We start from the raw sequence: 18,378 nt of genomic DNA, 5'->3' as shown, positions 1-18,378 counted from the left end.
CGCACGAAAACAATCACGATTAAATAGGTAGGATGACCATGATTAAGACAACTGTTTACGCAATTACCGCCGCGATGATCATCATGCCGACTGTCGCACTGGCTAACCCTAACGGTCTGTCGTACAGCGGCCCAATTCAAACAATCACCGTCAGTGAAGTACTCGAGCAGACCAACCTGTTCTCGGAGCAGAATGTCATTCTGGAAGGTAAGCTGATCAAACAAATTAATGCTGATACCTATGTATTCAGCGACGGTAATGATGAAATCAATGTCGAAATCGACGACGATATCCGCCTCGAGCAAACCATTACCGCCAATACCCGCCTCCGTGTCTATGGCGAAGTGGAAGGAGGCACCAGCCCAGAGATTGAAATCGACAAGATTCAAGTCTTGTAGACTCACCGTAACTTGCTCGGAAAACAAAGAGACAAAAAAGGCTGGTCATCATGACCAGCCTTTTAGGTACAAAAATTATCGCTGTCATTCAGCTAACGAGCATTCAACGACCATCAGCCGATCAACTCGCGGACCTTTTCCAGATCCTCCGGCGTATCCACTCCGGCAGGCGGTGCATCAATAGCAACCTCAACATGGATTTTCTCGCCGTACCACAGCACACGAAGCTGCTCCAGCGCCTCGATTTTTTCCAGCGCGCTCGGCTCCCAGTTAATATAGGTATTAATGAAACCGGCACGGTAGGCATAAATGCCGATATGGCGCATCAGATTCTGGTGGATCTCCTGCGGACGCTTGGCAAAATTATCGCGATCCCACGGAATCGAAGCCCGGCTGAAATACATCGCATAGCCATTCTTGTCCGTCACGACTTTTACGGCGTTAGGATTGAAAACTTCGTCAGCATGGTCAATCTCAACAGCCAGCGTGGCCATCGGCGCGTCGTCATTGTGGGCAAGGTTATCGGCAACCTGGCGAATGATGGTTTCAGGAATTAACGGCTCGTCACCCTGTACATTCACCACGATCTGATCGTCTGCCAACTGGTACTTCTCGACAACTTCTGCCAGGCGCTCGGTGCCAGACTCGTGATCATCACGGGTCAGGCAGACTTCACCGCCAAACCCTTCAACCGCATCGACAATACGCTGATCATCGGTAGCAACAATCACCTGCTCGGCACCGGCTTTGCTCGCCTGCTCGTATACCCACTGGATCATCGGCTTGCCGCCAATATCTGCCAGCGGCTTACCCGGTAGGCGTGATGACTGGTAGCGTGCCGGTATGATTACCGTAAACGACATTATTTCACCTCGTCTGGGCTTAACGTGCGAGCTTCAGGCTCAAGCAGAACCGGAATGCCATCCTTGATGGGATAGGCAAGACGGTCAAACTTGCAAACCAGCTCACTTTTGTCTTTATCGAAGTTCAGCTTGCCCTTACAGACAGGGCAAGCCACGATTTCAAGCAGACGATGATCCATATTCTTCCTTTACCTCAATAATCCGGTTAATAATAGCCTCAGCTTCAGGCGCTGGCAGCACGGCATCAACAGGCAGATACCACCAGTTCAGCTGAGCGAAAGTTTGGCATTTCACCGCATCTTTCTCTGTCATTACCAAATGCCGGCCTTGCTCGGCCAGCTGTTTTAATTCCTGCTCGGAGAACGCCTGGTGATCAGCAAACGGCTGACACACCACGGGCGTCACTCCCAACAAGCTTAGTGTATTAAAGAACCGAGGGGGATGACCAATACCTGCCATCGCAACCACATCGGTCAGTTCTGCAGCCTGCCTACGCTCGCCGGTTTGAAGATTAATCAGCGCCGACGGTTGCAGCTGCATAGAGGCTTCACCCTGTTGAGGCTGACCACCGTTGCAGATCAGAAAGTCGACCTCACTCAATCGCTCGCAAGACTCACGTAACGGCCCCATCGGGATCAGCTGCTCATTGCCAAAGCGACGCTGGCCGTCAATAACAACAATTTCGATATCACGCTCTAGCGCATAATGCTGCAGGCCGTCATCGGTAATGATGACGTCGACATCCTGTTCCAGCAGGCGTTGTACGGCTTCAGCACGTTTTGGCGATACAACCACCGGGGCACCAGTACGGCGATGAATCAGTACAGGTTCATCACCGGCTTCTGCGGTCGAGGTTTCTGCACTCACCGCAAAAGGGTAATACGGTGCTTTGCCACCATAGCCACGCGACACGACGCCGGGTTTCAGCCCCTTGGCCTGAAGTTGCTCGACCAGCCAGACGACCACCGGTGTTTTACCATTGCCGCCAGCGGTAATATTGCCGACAACGACAACCGGAACCGGCGCCCGGTAAGCAGCTTTCTCGCCACACTGGTACTGCTGGCGACGGCGACGGCTGATCACACCGAACAACTTGCTAAGCGGCCACAGCAATGGTTTGAGCAATAATCCCGCCGGATGCTGCTCAAACCAAATTTTTTCGATAAGGGTCGACATTATTCACCAAATTGGATGCGATGCAGCTGGGCGTAAGCGCCATTTAGCGCCAGCAGCTCAGCATGAACACCACGCTCGATAATAGCCCCCTCATCGACAACCAGGATCTGATCGGCATTCTCGATTGTCGACAGACGGTGCGCAATAACCAGCACAGTACGGTCTTTCTGAAGCTCATCCAGTGCCGACTGAATAGCACGCTCAGATTCTGTATCCAGTGCGGAGGTTGCCTCATCAAGGATCAGCACCGGCGCATTTCTCAGCAAGGCACGAGCGATAGCAATACGCTGACGCTGGCCGCCCGACAGGCTCACGCCGTTCTCACCGATCATGGTATCAAGACCGTTGTCCATGTCCTTGATAAAGTCCATGGCATAGGCCAACTCGGCTGCCTTTTCAATTTCGGCACGGCTAAACGTATCGCCACTGGCATAGGCGATATTGTTGGCGATGGTATCGTTAAACAGGTGCACGTTTTGTGAGACCACTGCGACTTGCTCGCGCAGGTTAGCCAACTTGTAGTCGCGGATCTCGTGATCATCGATGCTGATCTGGCCCGAATCGACATCATAGAAGCGAGTCAGCAAATTCGCGATGGTACTCTTGCCCGATCCCGAACGGCCAACAAGGGCCAAGGTCTTGCCAGCAGGGAGCGTAAAGTTAACATTGCGCAATGCCGGGGTATCTTTGGTTGGATAGGTGAAGGTTACATCTTTAACCTCAATATCACCTTTAACACGCTCGGCCACGACAGTACCGTGATCTTTTTCCGTTTCCAGCTCCATTAGTCCAAACAGAGTCTGGCAGGCCGCCATACCGCGCTGGAACTGAGAGGTGACATTCGTCAAGGCTTTAAGCGGGCGCATCAGACCGAACATGGCACCGAAAACCAGTGCAAACGTACCCGGCGTCAGCTCGGCGCGCAATGCTTCGGTATTGGCCAGGATCAACACCACCACCAGAGCCAGCGAAGCAATCACCTGGATCACCGGGTTCGCTATCGCCTGTGCCGATACCAGTTTCATCGTCTGCTGGCGCATACGGTTACTGACATCATCAAAGCGCTCTTTTTCAACCTGCTGGCCGCCGTAGCTCAGCACCACCTTGTGGCCTTTCAGCATCTGCTCGGCAGAAGAGGTCACGGAGCCCATGGCGTCCTGCATATTTTTTGAAATACGGCGAAAACGCTTGGAGACCACGCGGATACTGATCGCCACAACCGGGGCGATAACCAACAGAATGGCCGACAGCTGCCAGCTGTTCCAGAACATAATCCCCATAAGGGCAATAATGCTTGCCCCTTCTCGAACCAGGCTAACCAAGGAACCACTGGTAGCGGCGGCTACTTGCTCCGAGTCATAGGTAATACGGGACAATAACTTGCCGGATGATTCCTGATCAAAAAAGCCCACCGGCATTTTCATGAAATGGTTAAACATCTGGCGACGCAACGACATGACGACATTACCGGAGACCCAGGACAGGCAATAGGCAGACACAAAACCGCTGAGGCCACGGAGGATCATCAGTCCCAGCAAGTACAGAGGCATCATTGCCAAGAAGTTCGATTCAACGCTATCCAAGCCGCCGAAACTTTCATCCATAAGTGGTTTGATCATCGAGAGCATCAGCGCATCACTCGCCGAGCTGATAATTAACGCAACAACGGCGACGCCAAGGCCTGCCTTATATAAGCTGATTGAAGGCCAAAGCCGTTTAAACGTATCCCAAGTGGATTGATCTGTTGGTTGTGTCATGAAAACCGGTTTTTCTTGAAGACAATTCTAACCATTCTACTCCTTTCGTGCCGATGCACCAAACAAGTTCCGTCATCTCATTCTCGCGCCGCTTAATTATTAGGCACTTTATCAGCGAGTTACTCGTTAAACAGTGCCCGGAACCAGCTATTTCTGACCTCTTGCCGATAACGCAAAATATCAATGTCGCCGCTGTTAATACTGACGGACACCTGTCCGCTGCGGGCTGTTGACAACCAGACAGCCCCTTTGTCCAGATAGCGTTGCCTGACAGATGCTGAGGGCAGCGGCCACGGGCTATAACGCGCCACGGAAACCAGTGCATAAGCCGGTGCCATCGTGGCAAGCCAGGTAGCCGTCGACGAGGAATTGCTGCCGTGATGAGGAACAAAAAGTATTTCTGGATTGAGGTCAGGTTCTAGATTGGCCAGCAGCAGCTCTGAAATAGCATCAATATCGCCGGTCAGCAGAACCGATGTCGGATTGTCGGGGCTCAATGCCCTGTCACTAATTTCGATGACACAAGAATGCGGATTAGCAGCCCGCTCCACCAACCTGGGGGGCCAGAGTACACGAAAATCCAATTGCAGCCATTGCCACTGTTCGCCGCGAAGGCAAGGCATAAAGCCAGCCCGCCGGTCACTGCTACGTTTCCACCCGGGCTTTAGCCTTGTTATAACATCTGCCAGCCCGCCAGCATGATCGCTGTCCGCATGGCTGAGGATAAGCCCGTCAAGCCGGTTCCTTCCTGTCGCAAGCATGACCGGTTCAATCACCGAAGTTGCAATACTCCCCTGTTCCCAGCGGTTACCGGTATCGTAGAGAACGGTAGAATCGTCACGCCGGATCAGTACCGCCAAGCCATGACCGACATCCAGCATCTCAACCTGCCAGTCAGGGGTAGATTCAGCATCATGCTCAAGCAGTCCGAAAGTCCCGTGCCAGCTAACTATCACCAGAGCAGCCCCAGCGTACAGCGCCTTAAAGGTGCGAACAGGCAGAAACCACAACAATATAGCCAGAGCCAGAACGCCAAATAAAAACGGCAGCCAATACGCCGAGATACGCCACCAGGAACCACTGGCAAGCTCAGCTAACCTTAAGACAGGAAACAACGACAGATCAGCCAACCACCACAACCACGCCGACAATGACGGCAGCCACAAAGTGGCAATAGCGGCCAGCACCAAGGGAACGGTCAGAAAGCTTACCCAGGGGACGGCGAACAGATTGACAACGGCCGCAGCCACAGACACGCCGCCGAACCACAACCACTGTACCGGCAGCATCATGCTCATCAGGACCAACTGTACCATCACCAACAGCTTCAGTTTGTTTCGCCCGCTTCGCAGCCAGGTCGCCTCGCCCCCGGTGTCGGCCCGTATCCCGCTGACACTGGCGACATACAATACGAAAACCGCCGAAAACGATAGCCAAAGGCCTGCCGAATATGAGCCTAGCGGATTAAGGATCAGGCACACCATCAGGGCTAGCAACAAGATCTGCCAACCGGGCCAATGCACCCGGCACCGAATCAGCACCATGACCATGGTGCTCATCAACAGCGCCCGTTGTGTAGGCAGGCTAAATCCTGCTAGCCAAGCGTAACCCAGAGCAAACAACAGGCCCAGCCATAACGGTAGCCAAAGCAGGCAATCCCATTCGGGGCCAATACCGCGGATCTGGCTGCCGAGCCACCATCCGCACACCACAGCCAGGCCAATATGGAGGCCGGAAATCGCCATCAAATGCGACAAGCCGCTGTCTCGCAGCAGAAGCCAGTCTCTATCAGACAGTCCGTCACGAAAACCAAAGCCAAGTGCCAGCAAGTAGGACCGATTAGCCAGACCTTCAGTCAATGCCACCACTCGATCCAGCAACCGTTGCCGCGAAGTGATTTCGGAAAGTACTGGGCCGGAGCGGATAGATGACGGCAACTTCCGACCGGAGAGTACCGTCCCTTTACCATGCAGTTGATTACCCAGGAAATAACGCTCGGCATCAAACCCTGCATGGTTAACCCTGCCATAGGGCCGACGAAGCCTAACTTCCAGCTCCCAGCGCTCGCCCTGCTTCATTTCGACAGTTCGCGGCCACTCCAGTCTCACTCGCAACGGATTATATGCAGGTAGTTCGTGCTGCCCTATCAAAGAAAGCGTAAAATCAAACTTGGAGGTGGGGATATTTTGATTAATTAGGCTGCTAACTTCACCAACTATGGTAATATTCTCGCGCTCATTAGGTATTAATCGGACAGCATCTGCATAAAATGTTGCTCCAATTTTCGCCACAAAGGCACCAATAACGACCCAGATCAACAATCTGAGCCGTGAAAGGTATAAAACTACACCACCTATCATTAAGGCTGTAATAAACCATATGTAATCTGGTATTAACGGCCAGAAATGAAGCGACAAAATTCCTAACGCAATACCGGCTACGGCTTGGTTCATAACCGTGTTGCCACAATTACAAACGAATAAAAATGCCAAGACAAGTAATTAGACGTTTCTTGCCAAGCCATGACGTAATCAAGCGCCAGAAAGCGCTCAAGATTTTCGGTAATGTGCTTTACAACCCCAATTTGTGGTGTCTCAACCGCCGGTCGGCCTCCGGAGCCTTTGCCGTGGGCCTCTTTATGGCATTTGTTCCGCTCCCCAGCCAGATGATCATGGCTGCTGGTCTTGCCATCTTGTTCAGTGTTAACTTGCCCCTGTCTGTTTGCCTTGTCTGGGTCAGCAACCCGGTTACCATGCCAGTGCTTTTCTATGGTGCCTATAAGATCGGGGCCTGGCTGATGAATACTCCCCACCAACCTTTTCACTTCGAACTTTCGTGGGAGTTTTTGCTGCACCAAATGAATCAAATCGGGCCTCCCTTCCTGCTCGGCTGTGCCGTCTGCGGGGTATTTTTTGGTCTTGTGGGCTATCTGGGCATTCGTGGACTGTGGCGCTATTCGGTAGTACGGAGCTGGAACAAACGACGTTTTCGCTAACAGGTGGTTCTCAAGCCCACCACTGCAGAACGTAAAAAACCTCGCCTAAGCGAGGTTTTTTATACTTTTAACCAATGACATACAATGCCTAAATACCCGTGTGAGAACCAGCTATCAAACAATCGGCGGTGCAGTCTACATTTTCCGCGCAAGCCGCGAGGCTATTCTCACAATTTAACGGCTCAGCCTGTCTGTTTACTGATCTTGGATATTGATATTAGCTACTTGGCACTCAGCACCTGAGCAGGCTGCAAGGCACTAGCCCGTCTTGCCGGGTACCAGGTTGCCAGCAGGCTAAGTACAATCGCGGTAAGCGAAACTATCGCGACATCCTGCCAGGCCAGCTCGGTAGGGAGAAAATCAACAAAGTAGATATCTCCGGAAAGGAACTGGTGGCCAATTATACTCTCCAGCCCCTTTATCAGCGATGTCAGGTTAATTGCAACCAATGAACCCAGCATAGCCCCCAGCAGACTGCCAACAACCCCCGACAAAATACCGTGCCAGATAAAAATAGCTTTCACTAGCCCATCGCCGGCCCCCATGGTGCGTAATATGGCAATATCTGCCGAGCGATCTTTTACCGCCATCATCAGGGTCGAAATAATGTTGAAGCATGCCACGCCAATCACCAGCACCATCACCAGATACATAATGGTACGTACCATCTGGATATCCCGGTATAAATAGCCGTATTTCTGGGTCCAGCTCTTCAGGTAGACATAAACCGGCAGGGTAAACCCGACCTCACGCACTATGGTTTGCGCATCCAGTACATTCTCGACATTCAGCGAGATCCCGGACACTCCGTCCCCCATAGACAAATATTGCTGGGCATCCGCCAATGGTACCAAAGCAAAGTTATGGTCTATCTGACCTCCCAGCGCCAGCAGGCCGGATACTTGTAGCCGGATACGGTGCGGAGCCTTAAGCTTCAGCGCCGGATCAGGGTTCGGGATCATTGCCGTGATCCAGTCGCCCTCAGTAATACCCAGCTTGTCAGCGACACCCTGCCCTAAAATCACCTGTTTTTGGCCCGCCGTGAACGACTGCCAGGCGTTGTCCTTCACATAGTCAGGAATCGCACTGACCTTACGCTCCTCTTCGGGATTGACCCCACGAACCTCCACCGCCTTCAGGCTGCTGCCTTTTTCGAGCAGCGCGGTAAAACGGATATAAGGGGCGGCGGCTGTTACCTGCGGATGCTCCTGCACGGTATCCAGCACCGAGGTCCACTCGGTAAACGGTGGCTTAACCGCTTCAAGTTCGCCGTGCGGGATCACCGACAGCACCCGGTTTTGCAGCTCACGCTCAAACCCGTTCATTGCCGACAGGCCGATGATGATCACCGCCACGCCGACAGCGATACCCAGCGTCGATGAAATCGAGATGAATGACACCATCCGGTTACGTTGTTTTGCCCGGCTAAAACGGCTACCGATAAACAGAGAAAGCGGTCTGAACATTACGCCACCTCTACCTTCTCCAGCTCGCCATCTTGCATGTGCATACAGCGATCCAGCTTACCGGCCAACTCGTTATCATGGGTTACCACCAGAAAAGCGGTGCCCGACTCTTTGTTCAGCTTGCGCATCAGCTCATAAATTTCAATGGCCGTCTTGTGATCCAAATTACCGGTCGGCTCGTCGGCCAATACCAAGGCCGGGTTGTTCACAATCGCCCGGGCAATTGCCACACGCTGACGCTCGCCCCCGCTGAGTTCAGAAGGACGGTGCTCCAGACGGTGCTGCAAACCAACCTGTTCCAGCATACTTTCTGCCTGGGATCTTGCCTTATCAGACGGGACACCGCCGATAAGCAGCGGCATCGCCACATTCTCAACCGCACTGAAGTCAGCCAGCAAATGGTGGAACTGATAAACAAAACCAATTTCCTGATTACGGATTTTCGCCTGCTTATTAGCGCTCATGGCGTTGAGCTTCTGGCCTTTGAAAAAAACATCACCCGCCGTTGGCTGATCCAAGGCACCCAGCAGGTGCAACAGGGTACTTTTCCCCGAGCCGGAAGCCCCTACAATCCCGACCAGTTCACCGGCATTGATACCGAAGCCAACGTCTTTCAACACCTCTGTTTCGAGCTGAGCTTCGCGATAAACCTTACGCAACCCATGACAAACCAATAACGAATTACTCATAACGCAATGCCTCAGCAGGACGAACAGATGCTGCACGATAAGAAGGAAACACAGTTGCCAGCAGGCTCAATACAATCGCGCCGACAATAACCAAGAAAATTTGTACCGGCTCGACCACCACAGGCAGCGAACCACCGACCATAAGCAGCTTGACGCCCAGCACAGACAATACAGAATTCAGGTTGAGCGCCAGAAGCGTACCCAACAGGCCACCGGAGAGCGCACCAATAACGCCGCTGCTGGCTCCCTGAACAATAAACACCAGCAGGATTTGACGGCTTGTCATCCCCTGGGTTTTGAGAATAGCAACCTCGGCCTGCTTCTCCATCACCACCATGATCAGCGCCGAGATAATATTAAACGCCGCCACCCCGATGATCAGACCAAGCATCAGGCCCATCATGTTCTTTTCCATCTTGACGGCCTGAAATAACTCACCACGCTGTTCACGCCAGTCAGACCACACCCAGCCATTTTCCAGCGGTAACTGAGCAAGCTCGGTCACAACAAACGGGTCATCGACAAACAGGCGCCAGCCGCTAATTTCGCCGGGCTTATAGCGCAGCAACTTACCGGCATCGACAATATTGGTGAGGATCAGTTGCTTATCGACGTCCGAGCCGGTGTTGAACATGCCTTCGACCACAAAGTTACGCTGGCTCGGAATACGTCCGAGTGGCGTATACTGGCTGGCACTGGTGACCATCAGGCGTACCTTGTCACCAACATCAACGCCAAGCTGTCCGGCCAGTGACTGGCCAAGAATAACGCGATAGCTACCCGGGGTAAGGTTGTCCACTTCTCCCTGAGTGACATAGTAACCGACCGGCTCGAAGGCATCCGGGTCAACGCCCAGCAGCGTGCCAGCCGATAATGACGAGGCACTTTGCAGAACAGTTTCACTGCGGGTTAGCGGCGTAACCATGCCCACATGGGGCAAACCGGTGAGCGAAGCCGGCGGCTCGCTCTCCCAGGCAACCTTGCCACCGGGCTGTGATACCAGTGCCTGGGGCATCACGCCAAGGATCCGTTCCTTGAGCTGCTGTTCAAAACCGTTCATCACCGAAAGCACCGTTACCAGAGCCAACACACCTATGGTGATCCCAGCCGTAGACATATAGGAAACAAAGCGGCTGAATCGGTCCCCGGAACGACCTCGCAAGTAGCGCAGGCCAATAAAGAAAGAGACTGGATGAAACATAAACGAAGTCGAAACCATCCTGTTATTAACTGCCCGCAAGAATACCCGTTGCAGCAAGTGATTACCATCCGGAGGCGCAAAACTAATGTAAAAACAGAGGGTAAAATAGGCACTGTGACAGTGCCGCGCTTGCTCGAAAGCGAAGGGTAAGTGATAATCGAAGGATAGTTAATTAATCACGAGTATGACATGAATCAGGACGAGTATTTTTCGGTCAGTGCCGGGCTAACCATCAACGTCGAGCTGCTCCCCCCCAGCGAACAGCTACCTGATGAGATAGCATTCAGCCATGAAATTCCGCCGCTGTTTCGTGTCGCCAGCGAATGCACGGGGCTCGAGGACGGCATTGAGCAGTCACTGCAAAAGCTCACCAAGGAAGACAGCAAGCCGCTGCTCGATTACCTGACGGCCCAGAACAGCAAGATTAACCTCTTGCTGTCTTACGTGTTGTCACAACAAGACGATCCGGCCCACCGCCACCTCACAGAAACGTTTGGTGCCAGTCAGCTCACATTTTACTCTAACAGTGCTTTTCCTGTCGGCAGCAACGCCCGGGTTAAGCTATTTTTAGACAAGCCATCAGCAGCCGTCTACTGCTATGCCAACGTCACAGGCAGTGCAGCAAAAGGTAATAAGTTTGAAATTACACTCAAATACAACCGCCTGCAGGAAGATGATCGGGACTTGCTGATACGCGCAGCTCTCTATTTTCAACAAAAACTATTGCGCCAGCGCGCCCAACAGCGAACAGATACCCAGTAAAGCACATGAAATCGAATCAACTACTCTCCCTTCCTTTACCGACCAAGCAAGGGGACAACCGGTTTATCGGTAACGTATCAGGCGCAGCTCTGGCCTTGTCTGTTGCAGAGCTGGCTCAATTGCATCAGGGACCGGTACTGGCCGTTGTGCCTGATACCCAGACAGCCCTTCGCCTACAGCCCGAGATAACCCAGTTTACCGGCGTAGAGGTCAGCGTCTTTCCGGATTGGGAAACCCTGCCCTACGATAATTTTTCGCCGCATCAGGACATCATTTCTGATCGTCTTTCACGTCTGTATAAGCTGCCGACACAAAGTGACGGGATCATCCTGGTTCCTATCAGTACGCTATTACAGCGTCTGACACCGCGTGAATTTATCCACCAGCATGCATTGATGGTCAGCAATGGTGATAGGCTGTCACTGGACAAGCTTCGCCTCCAGCTTGAGGCCTCTGGCTACCGGCATGTTGATCAGGTCATGGAGCATGGCGAGTATGCCAGCCGCGGTTCATTGCTGGATCTCTTCCCGATGGGCAGCAACCAGCCGTACCGTATTGACTTTTTTGATGATGAAGTCGACTCGATTCGCCAGTTTGACCCGGAAAACCAGCGCTCGACTGGCGAAATGGACAGTATTCACCTCTTGCCTGCCCACGAATTTCCGACCGATGAGATTGCGGTAGAAAACTTCCGTATGCGCTGGCGCGAACGATTCGAGGCACGTCGAGAACCTGAGTCTATCTACCAGCAGGTAAGCAAGCGGACCTGGCCGGCCGGCATCGAATACTGGCAGCCTCTATTTTTCGAACAGACCGAAACCCTGTTTGACTACCTGCCCGATTCAAGCCTGCTGATCACGGTAGGTGAGCTGGAACAGGCGGCCGATCAGTTCCTGGCAGATGCCGAATACCGATTCGAACAGCGCCGCGTTGACCCGCTCCGGCCGCTCCTTAGCCCGAAGGAACTCTGGCTAGGCAAAGACGAAATGTTCAGCTGCTTTAAGACCCTGCCGCAAGTACGTATCCGTCCGGATGCCGAGCCTGAAAAAGCAGGCCGCTACAACCCGCAGTTGGACGCTGTACCGACGCTGACTATCAACCATCAGCTCAAAGAGCCTCTTGCCGAGCTGCGCCGTTACTCGGAACAGTTTGATGGAAAAATCATTTTCTCCGTAGCCTCCGAAGGCCGCCGCGAAGCCCTGCTCGATCTGCTGGCCCGTATCAAGCTTCGCCCTATGGTATGCAGCACCCTCCACGAGGCTGCCAATTCACCGGGAAAATTTGCCCTGGTAATTGGTGCCGCGGAACAAGGTTTTGTCCTGAGCGAACCGTCTATCGCTTTTATCTGCGAAAGCGACTTGCTCGGGGAGCGTGTGGTACAACGCCGCCGACGCGAAGATAAAAAAACCGTCAACGCCGATACGATTATTCGCAACCTCGCCGAGCTCCAGATCGGCCAGCCCGTTGTCCACCTTGACCATGGTATCGGCCGCTACCAGGGCCTGCAGACCCTGGAAGCCGGCGGGATCACCACCGAATACGTGACACTTGAATATCAGGGCGGCGCCAAGCTGTATGTCCCAGTTGCTTCGCTGCACCTGATCAGCCGCTACTCCGGTGGGGCAGAAGAAACCGCGCCGATTCACAAGCTGGGCGGGGAAACCTGGGCCAAGGCACGCAAGAAAGCGGCAGAGAAAGTGCGCGATGTAGCCGCCGAGCTGCTGGATGTCTATGCCAAGCGCGAAATGAAGCCCGGCTTTAAATTCACACTCGACCGTGAAGCCTATGCCGATTTCTGCACCGGATTCCCGTTTGAGGAAACCCACGACCAGGCACTAGCCATCAACGCCGTGCTGTCGGACATGTGCCAGGCCAAGGCCATGGACCGCCTGGTTTGCGGTGACGTCGGCTTTGGTAAAACCGAAGTGGCGATGCGAGCAGCTTTTGTTGCCGTTGATAACAGCAAGCAGGTAACCGTACTGGTGCCAACCACGCTGCTGGCACAACAGCATTTTGAGAACTTCCGCGACCGTTTTGCCAACACCCCGGTACGGGTCGAAGTATTGTCTCGCTTCAAGACGGCCAAAGAACAGAAACAGATCTTGGCCGACGTTGCAGAGGGTAAAATCGACATCTTGATCGGTACCCACAAGCTGCTCAATGCCTCGGTCAGCTACCAGGATCTGGGGTTACTGATTGTCGATGAAGAACACCGTTTCGGTGTCCGCCAGAAAGAGAAAATCAAGGCAATTCGTTCCGATGTCGATATCCTGACGCTAACGGCCACCCCGATCCCCCGAACCCTGAACATGGCGATGAGCGGGATGCGCGATCTGTCGATTATCGCCACTCCGCCGGCAAGACGCCTGGCTATCAAGACCTTCGTTCGCGAACGCGAGGATATCCTGGTTCGTGAAGCCGTTCTTCGTGAAATCATGCGTGGCGGACAGGTCTACTTCCTCCACAATGATGTCGACTCCATTGAAAAAACAGCCGAAGATCTGGCCAAGCTGATCCCGGAAGCTCGCATCACCTTTGCCCATGGCCAGATGCGCGAGCGCGAGCTTGAGAGAATCATGAGTGATTTCTATCACCAGCGTTTCAACCTGCTTGTCTGTACCACAATTATCGAAACCGGTATCGATGTCCCGACCGCCAACACTATTGTGATTAACCGTGCCGACCATCTTGGTCTGGCCCAGTTGCACCAGTTACGCGGCCGTGTCGGACGTTCCCACCACCAGGCCTATGCCTACCTGCTGACACCGCACCCGAAACGAATGACCAAAGATGCGGTGAAACGCCTTGAGGCAATCTCGTCACTCGAAGATCTCGGTGCCGGCTTTACCCTGGCAACCCATGATCTCGAAATTCGCGGTGCCGGGGAGCTCCTGGGCGACGAACAGAGCGGTCAAATCCAGTCCGTCGGCTTCACATTGTTTATGGAAATGCTGGAACAGGCTGTCGAGGCTCTGAAAGAAGGCAAGGAGCCGTCGCTGGATGATCTGCTAAAACAGCAGACTGAAATTGAGCTGAGACTGCCGGCATTGCTGCCCGACGAATATATCCCGGATATCAATACCCGTCTGTCGCTCTACAAACGCATTGCCAGTGCCGACAGCGAAAACGCCCTGAACGAGCTGAAAGTCGAGCTAATAGACCGCTTTGGCCTATTGCCGGATGCAACCACCAACCTGCTGACTGTCAACAAACTTAAACTGAAGGCTGCCGGTTTGGGCGTTCGCCGTATAGAGGCTGGCGAGAAAGGCGGATATGTAGAATTTGCCCAAAACGCGTCTATCAACCCGGGCTTCCTGGTCAATTTGTTACAGTCACAGCCGCAGCACTACCGGATGGATGGCCCGACTAAACTGAAAGTGATGGCTCCGATGAGTGATCGCAAAGACAGAATAAAGTATGTTGACGGGCTTCTAACAAAGCTTGCGGAAAACACCCTATAATTGATGGCACTATAGTGCGGAGTATTATCTTGAAAAAACTGATTTATTTGCTGCTTATTGCCATTAGCTGGCCAAGTCTGGCAGCGCGACAATTTGATATTGAGGTTATTCTGTTCAAGCGCAACATCGATCCTGCGCAAGTCAGTGAGGCCTGGCCGGATCAGCAACAACCCGTCAATATGAAGGGCACCGTATCTTTCGATGACGAAAGCCTGCTGGCCAGCAAGGACATCAGCCTGATGTTGCCAGAGCAGTACCAACTGACGCCACAGTACAATAAGCTCAAAGGTCATGCCGGTTTCACACCACTGGCTCATTTTGGCTGGCGTCAGGGTGACCTGAGCAAGGCAGCGGCGCCGAAGTTTCACCTAACGGCCGGCAAAGATTATTCACCCCAGTACCTTGCCGACGGTACCTCGAAAGCAGCACTTAGCCGCGAGGCCATCAGCCCGCAACCAGAGCTACCTGCTGTTGCCGAAAGCGAAACCGTAATGACAACAGACGGCATGCCTGTCACGACGGAAGTACCGGCCGTTGCCCCTGAGCCACCGCTTTATGAACTTGAAGGCAATATTCGCGTCTACGTCCAGCACTATCTGTTTACTGAAACCAGCCTTGACCTGCGCGAGCCGGGTCGTCGTGAGGTGATTGTCGGTGCCGAGCCTATCGATCTCGAAACCGACCTGCTGGCTGAGGACAGCAATGTTCAGGTAGGCCACTTGCAAGAAGTGAAGAAGAAAGTGGAAGTTGAGGAGTTCCTGAAAAGCTACCGCTTTGAACAGCAGCGAAAAATGCGCAGCGGCGAAACCCACTACCTTGATCATCCGCTGATGGGCATGGTTATTCAGATCCGCCGGGTTGAAGAATAACCCGTCCAACGTGATGTCACCGAGAAGGCTGCCAGTGGGCAGCCTTTTTTATCGACGCAAAAAGTAAATAGATTTCACAGATATAGCCACCACCCGTTGCCGACATGCCGCTCCCTTCCTATGCTTACCTTGGACACAAGATCTCCCTCAGGGACGTAGACTAAGGAAAGTTTTCCCCCATGAATACCGACTTTGACATCTCCACGCCGCGACTTGTGCTTCGCCCATACAAGATTGTCGATCTTAACGAACTCATTGATGCGGTCAGGTCGTCGGTATCCGAGCTAAGCCCATGGCTAAGCTGGTGTACGTCAGACTACGACCAGCATGATGCCTACGAGTGGATCAATGCCAGCAGAAACAACTGGCAACACAACATCAGCTACGAGATGGGGATCTTTGAACGCCACTCCGGGCTGCTAGCCGGTAGTGTGTCACTAAATAACGTGTCAATAACCTTGAATTCGGCGGAACTTGGCTACTGGATCCGGAGCTCCTTCCATCGTCAAAGGTTTGCGACCGAGGCCTGTCAGGCTATCAGTGAATTTGCGTTCAGTACCCTGGGGCTGACGCGGCTGGAAATTGTTACCCATACTGGCAATCTTGCCAGCCAAAGAACCGCCCTGGCCATCCAAGCCAAATTCGAATGTACTGCCAGAAACCGGATCTTTGCCGCAGGCAAACCCAGCGACGGACTGGTGTTTTCGCTTATCCCGCAAGATCTGCACCCTGCCAAGCCAGCCTTCCCGACAGCATAATCATTTCACAGTGACCGGGATCACTGCCTGCCAGCGGACAAAGTTGGTATGAATTATACGGTTAAGGTACTATGAGCCAGACCTCAAGCTAAGGAGCGGGTATCTATCGTGTTTAAAATTATCATCACTATTGCGATCATCGGCCTTGTCATTTTCTTCATGCAACGCTCTCAAAGCAATAAGCAATCAGCAGCTGAAAACATCAAAATTGGCCAGGAGTTTCTGGCTGAGAACGGACAGCAGGAAGGCGTGAAGAGCACCGATTCAGGCCTGCAGTATCTTGTTCTTCAGGAAGGTACCGGCACGGTACACCCGAAACCGTCTGACAAAGTCACCGTTCACTACCATGGTACGCTGATTGACGGCACCGTATTTGACAGTTCTGTCGAGCGTGGCAAAACTATCGAGTTTGGCCTTGGCCAGGTCATCAAAGGCTGGACTGAAGGGTTACAGCTGATGGTTGAAGGGGAAAAGACCCGGTTGTTTATTCCCGCAGAGCTTGCCTACGGCAACCGCTCAGTCGGCTCGATCCCGGCCGGTTCGGTACTGATTTTTGATGTCGAGCTCATCAAGATCAATTAAGGCTTTTACCTGGCCATATAAAAAGTTTTGAAGTAAAACATTACGATATAAAAACGCCGCTAACGAATAGCGGCGTTGTTATAGGCAACGAATAAGCGCTCGGCTGTTAATGTAGCTTCAGGTTCGGACGCAACACACGGTTAATTCGACCGACCAGCATCATCAGGCCGGTCTTGAACACGCCGTGAAGCGCGACCAGGTGCATGCGGTACAGCGAGATATACACCACGCGGGCAATACGCCCCTCAACCATCATCGAGCCCTTGGTCAGGTTGCCCATCAGGCTACCTACCGTCGAGAAGCGACTGAGCGAAACCAGTGAGCCATGATCGCTATAGACATAAGGCTTCTGCGCGCGATCTGTCATCTTGGCAACAATGTTAGAGAAACAGCGGCTCGCCATCTGATGCGCGGCCTGAGCTCTCGGCGGTACGAAACTACCGTCCTCCTGCTCGCAGCAGGCCAAGTCACCAATCACGTAAATATCGTCATCGCGAGTCGTCTGCAGTGTCGGCTTGACCACCAGCTGGTTAATGCGGTTCGTTTCAAGACCCGCAATCTCTTTCATGAAATCAGGCGCCTTAATACCGGCAGCCCACACCATAATCTGAGCCGGGATATGATCGCCGTCTTTGGTTGTCAGGCCGGTTTCATCAGCCTTGGTCACCATCGTCGCCGTACGCACATTCACCCCAAGCTTGGTCAGTTCGCTATGTGCCGCACTGGAAATACGTGGCGGCAGTGCCGGAAGAATACGCTCGCCCGCCTCAACCAGGTTGACATTCAGGCGCGAACTGTCCAGATCGCCGAAACCGTAGGTACGCAGCTCCTTCACCGCGTTGTGCAGCTCCGCCGACAGCTCGACCCCGGTCGCACCGGCACCGACAATCGCAATATCAACGGTTTTTTGGTCTTTGTTCGCGTGCAGCTTCAGGAACTGGTTGTTCATTTCAGTACGGAAACGGTGCGCCTGCTCCGGGCTATCCAGGAAAATACAGTTGTCGCGCACACCCGGCGTATTGAAATCATTGGATGTCGAGCCGATAGCCAATACCAGAATATCGTATTCCAGCTCGCGCTCCGGCATTAATAGCTCGTCGTGCTCATCATAGAGTGCGGCCAGCTTGATTGACTTGTTCTCGCGATCAATCGACTGCAGGCTGCCCATCTGAAAATCAAACGAATGGTTTTTCGCGTGAGCCCGGTAGCTCAGGGCATCAACCCCGGCATCCATCGAACCGGTTGCCACTTCATGCAGCAGCGGCTTCCACAGGTGGCTGGCTTTGCGATCGACAAGTGTTACTGTTGCACGGCGTTTGCGCCCCAGAGTACGACCTAGCTTGGTCGCAAGCTCAAGACCGCCCGCACCGCCACCAACTACGATAATACGAGTCACGATAA

At 53.2% G+C, this 18,378-nt stretch carries 16 protein-coding genes; 7 read left to right on the top strand and 9 right to left on the bottom strand.

Annotated elements, in window-relative coordinates; genetic code table 11:
• Positions 1–38: 38 nt before the first annotated feature.
• Entirely contained in the window at positions 39–398 is a 360-nt protein-coding gene (locus EIZ48_RS00690) for a YgiW/YdeI family stress tolerance OB fold protein (RefSeq protein WP_160648221.1), read from the top strand.
• A gap of 113 nt (positions 399–511) precedes the next feature.
• Here the strand turns inward: EIZ48_RS00690 and kdsB are convergent, their stop codons facing one another.
• The 5 genes from kdsB to EIZ48_RS00665 form a co-directional block, all read right to left on the bottom strand.
• A complete protein-coding gene (gene kdsB, locus EIZ48_RS00685) occupies positions 512–1,261 on the bottom strand; it encodes a 3-deoxy-manno-octulosonate cytidylyltransferase (RefSeq protein WP_075766481.1) in 750 nt (249 codons plus the stop codon).
• Positions 1,261–1,440 carry a Trm112 family protein gene (locus EIZ48_RS00680; protein ID WP_075766482.1) on the bottom strand — a complete coding sequence of 60 codons (180 nt, stop codon included), beginning with the start codon at positions 1,438–1,440 and terminating at the stop codon, positions 1,261–1,263. The genes kdsB and EIZ48_RS00680 overlap by 1 nt, the downstream gene beginning before the upstream one ends.
• The gene (gene lpxK, locus EIZ48_RS00675; protein ID WP_160648220.1) at positions 1,421–2,437 is read right to left on the bottom strand and encodes a tetraacyldisaccharide 4'-kinase; all 1,017 of its coding nucleotides are present in this window, start codon (positions 2,435–2,437) and stop codon (positions 1,421–1,423) included. The genes EIZ48_RS00680 and lpxK overlap by 20 nt, the downstream gene beginning before the upstream one ends.
• The gene (gene msbA, locus EIZ48_RS00670) at positions 2,437–4,194 is read right to left on the bottom strand and encodes a lipid A ABC transporter ATP-binding protein/permease MsbA (protein ID WP_160648219.1); all 1,758 of its coding nucleotides are present in this window, start codon (positions 4,192–4,194) and stop codon (positions 2,437–2,439) included. Before msbA ends, lpxK begins: the two co-directional genes overlap by 1 nt.
• 119 nt (positions 4,195–4,313) lie before the next feature.
• Complete coding sequence (locus EIZ48_RS00665; protein WP_160648218.1) at positions 4,314–6,647, bottom strand: DNA internalization-related competence protein ComEC/Rec2; 2,334 nt, start codon at positions 6,645–6,647, stop codon at positions 4,314–4,316.
• Between the two features lie 32 nt (positions 6,648–6,679).
• Between EIZ48_RS00665 and EIZ48_RS00660 the strand changes: the two genes are divergently transcribed.
• Complete coding sequence (locus EIZ48_RS00660; protein WP_075766486.1) at positions 6,680–7,189, top strand: DUF2062 domain-containing protein; 510 nt, start codon at positions 6,680–6,682, stop codon at positions 7,187–7,189.
• Between the two features lie 221 nt (positions 7,190–7,410).
• Here EIZ48_RS00660 and lolE read toward each other — a convergent pair whose 3' ends face one another.
• From lolE to lolC, 3 genes are read right to left on the bottom strand one after another with little or no spacing between them, the layout of a single operon-like run.
• Positions 7,411–8,655, bottom strand: a complete 1,245-nt coding sequence (lolE, locus tag EIZ48_RS00655) for a lipoprotein-releasing ABC transporter permease subunit LolE (RefSeq protein WP_160648217.1) — start codon at positions 8,653–8,655, stop codon at positions 7,411–7,413.
• The gene (lolD, locus tag EIZ48_RS00650) at positions 8,655–9,344 is read right to left on the bottom strand and encodes a lipoprotein-releasing ABC transporter ATP-binding protein LolD (RefSeq protein ID WP_075766488.1); all 690 of its coding nucleotides are present in this window, start codon (positions 9,342–9,344) and stop codon (positions 8,655–8,657) included. The genes lolE and lolD overlap by 1 nt, the downstream gene beginning before the upstream one ends.
• Complete coding sequence (gene lolC / locus EIZ48_RS00645; protein WP_160648216.1) at positions 9,337–10,545, bottom strand: lipoprotein-releasing ABC transporter permease subunit LolC; 1,209 nt, start codon at positions 10,543–10,545, stop codon at positions 9,337–9,339. The genes lolD and lolC overlap by 8 nt, the downstream gene beginning before the upstream one ends.
• 189 nt (positions 10,546–10,734) lie before the next feature.
• Here lolC and EIZ48_RS00640 point away from each other — a divergent pair, with 189 nt between their 5' ends.
• From EIZ48_RS00640 to bamJ, 5 genes are all read left to right on the top strand, one after another.
• On the top strand, positions 10,735–11,307 hold the full coding sequence (locus EIZ48_RS00640; protein WP_160648215.1) for a PilZ domain-containing protein: 573 nt from the start codon (positions 10,735–10,737) through the stop codon (positions 11,305–11,307).
• 5 nt (positions 11,308–11,312) lie between these two features.
• Positions 11,313–14,768: a transcription-repair coupling factor gene (mfd, locus tag EIZ48_RS00635; protein WP_160648214.1), complete on the top strand. Its 3,456-nt coding sequence runs from the start codon at positions 11,313–11,315 to the stop codon at positions 14,766–14,768.
• Positions 14,769–14,797: 29 nt separating this feature from the next.
• Positions 14,798–15,637, top strand: coding sequence for a peptidoglycan binding protein CsiV (locus tag EIZ48_RS00630; RefSeq protein ID WP_160648213.1), 840 nt, complete (start codon positions 14,798–14,800; stop codon positions 15,635–15,637).
• Positions 15,638–15,816: 179 nt separating this feature from the next.
• Positions 15,817–16,395: a GNAT family N-acetyltransferase gene (locus EIZ48_RS00625; RefSeq protein WP_160648212.1), complete on the top strand. Its 579-nt coding sequence runs from the start codon at positions 15,817–15,819 to the stop codon at positions 16,393–16,395.
• A gap of 108 nt (positions 16,396–16,503) precedes the next feature.
• Positions 16,504–16,977, top strand: coding sequence for a BamJ family beta-barrel-assembly machinery protein (gene bamJ / locus EIZ48_RS00620; protein ID WP_160648211.1), 474 nt, complete (start codon positions 16,504–16,506; stop codon positions 16,975–16,977).
• 106 nt (positions 16,978–17,083) lie between these two features.
• On the opposite strand, the gene EIZ48_RS00615 is transcribed toward bamJ, so the two are convergent.
• The gene (locus EIZ48_RS00615; protein WP_160648210.1) at positions 17,084–18,373 is read right to left on the bottom strand and encodes an FAD-dependent oxidoreductase; all 1,290 of its coding nucleotides are present in this window, start codon (positions 18,371–18,373) and stop codon (positions 17,084–17,086) included.
• Positions 18,374–18,378: the final 5 nt, after the last annotated feature.

It is taken from the genome of Photobacterium alginatilyticum, from assembly GCF_009910675.1.
GTDB lineage: Bacteria > Pseudomonadota > Gammaproteobacteria > Enterobacterales > Vibrionaceae > Photobacterium > Photobacterium alginatilyticum.
Note: the sequence above shows the minus strand (reverse complement) of the source record. Positions and strands in the feature narration are given on the sequence as shown.

Excerpts from the sequence above, each read along its gene's own strand:
- EIZ48_RS00640 (WP_160648215.1), top strand. The coding sequence starts at position 10,735 with ATGAATCAGGACGAGTATTTTTCGGTCAGTGCCGGGCTAACCATCAAC.
- lpxK (WP_160648220.1), bottom strand. The coding sequence starts at position 2,437 with ATGTCGACCCTTATCGAAAAAATTTGGTTTGAGCAGCATCCGGCGGGA.
- kdsB (WP_075766481.1), bottom strand. The coding sequence starts at position 1,261 with ATGTCGTTTACGGTAATCATACCGGCACGCTACCAGTCATCACGCCTA.
- msbA (WP_160648219.1), bottom strand. The coding sequence starts at position 4,194 with ATGACACAACCAACAGATCAATCCACTTGGGATACGTTTAAACGGCTT.
- EIZ48_RS00660 (WP_075766486.1), top strand. The coding sequence starts at position 6,680 with ATGCCAAGACAAGTAATTAGACGTTTCTTGCCAAGCCATGACGTAATC.
- EIZ48_RS00665 (WP_160648218.1), bottom strand. The coding sequence starts at position 6,647 with ATGAACCAAGCCGTAGCCGGTATTGCGTTAGGAATTTTGTCGCTTCAT.
- lolE (WP_160648217.1), bottom strand. The coding sequence starts at position 8,655 with ATGTTCAGACCGCTTTCTCTGTTTATCGGTAGCCGTTTTAGCCGGGCA.
- lolC (WP_160648216.1), bottom strand. The coding sequence starts at position 10,545 with ATGTTTCATCCAGTCTCTTTCTTTATTGGCCTGCGCTACTTGCGAGGT.
- mfd (WP_160648214.1), top strand. The coding sequence starts at position 11,313 with ATGAAATCGAATCAACTACTCTCCCTTCCTTTACCGACCAAGCAAGGG.
- EIZ48_RS00690 (WP_160648221.1), top strand. The coding sequence starts at position 39 with ATGATTAAGACAACTGTTTACGCAATTACCGCCGCGATGATCATCATG.
- EIZ48_RS00680 (WP_075766482.1), bottom strand. The coding sequence starts at position 1,440 with ATGGATCATCGTCTGCTTGAAATCGTGGCTTGCCCTGTCTGTAAGGGC.
- lolD (WP_075766488.1), bottom strand. The coding sequence starts at position 9,344 with ATGAGTAATTCGTTATTGGTTTGTCATGGGTTGCGTAAGGTTTATCGC.
- EIZ48_RS00625 (WP_160648212.1), top strand. The coding sequence starts at position 15,817 with ATGAATACCGACTTTGACATCTCCACGCCGCGACTTGTGCTTCGCCCA.